This is a genomic window from Acinetobacter sp. B-6 (assembly GCF_056930735.1).
The window spans coordinates 1-359 of record NZ_JBXPBY010000060.1 but is presented as its reverse complement, the minus strand read 5'-3'; the positions used below and the strand labels follow the sequence as shown (position 1 = coordinate 359).

Genomic DNA, 359 nt, shown 5'->3' with positions numbered 1-359 from the left:
GGGTTGCGTTGCATCAAGGCTTGAATTGGCACTGCACCTAAATCATCCGCTCTTACAGGTGCAAGCCCACCGGCATAACGACCAAATGGAGTTCGAATGGCATCAATGATATAAGCATTTTTCATGTGTTTTTCCTTAAATAATCTCCCCCCTTGCGAAGCAGTGCTTTTCATCCTTTAAAAAGGAGAGAGACTTCAGCCCATTATTTCTTTAGGTGAAGTCCCCCTTTAACAAAGGGGGATTTAGGGGGATTTCATCTATTAATTCTGCTGTGTTGCATCAACCAATTCAGCACCCGTCATCGACTGCAATTCTTCAAAGCTGAGACCCGCTACTTTTTCAATCACTTTTAAACCGTT

2 pseudogenes are annotated in these 359 nt (G+C 43.2%); both read right to left on the bottom strand.

The features are described 5' to 3' along the window. Positions 1-125 (bottom strand): annotated as a pseudogene (locus tag AC1Z3T_RS21225) (acetyl-CoA C-acyltransferase); the annotation flags it as partial. Positions 126-260: 135 nt separating this feature from the next. Next, a pseudogene (locus AC1Z3T_RS21220) lies at positions 261-359 on the bottom strand (3-oxoadipate CoA-transferase); the annotation flags it as partial.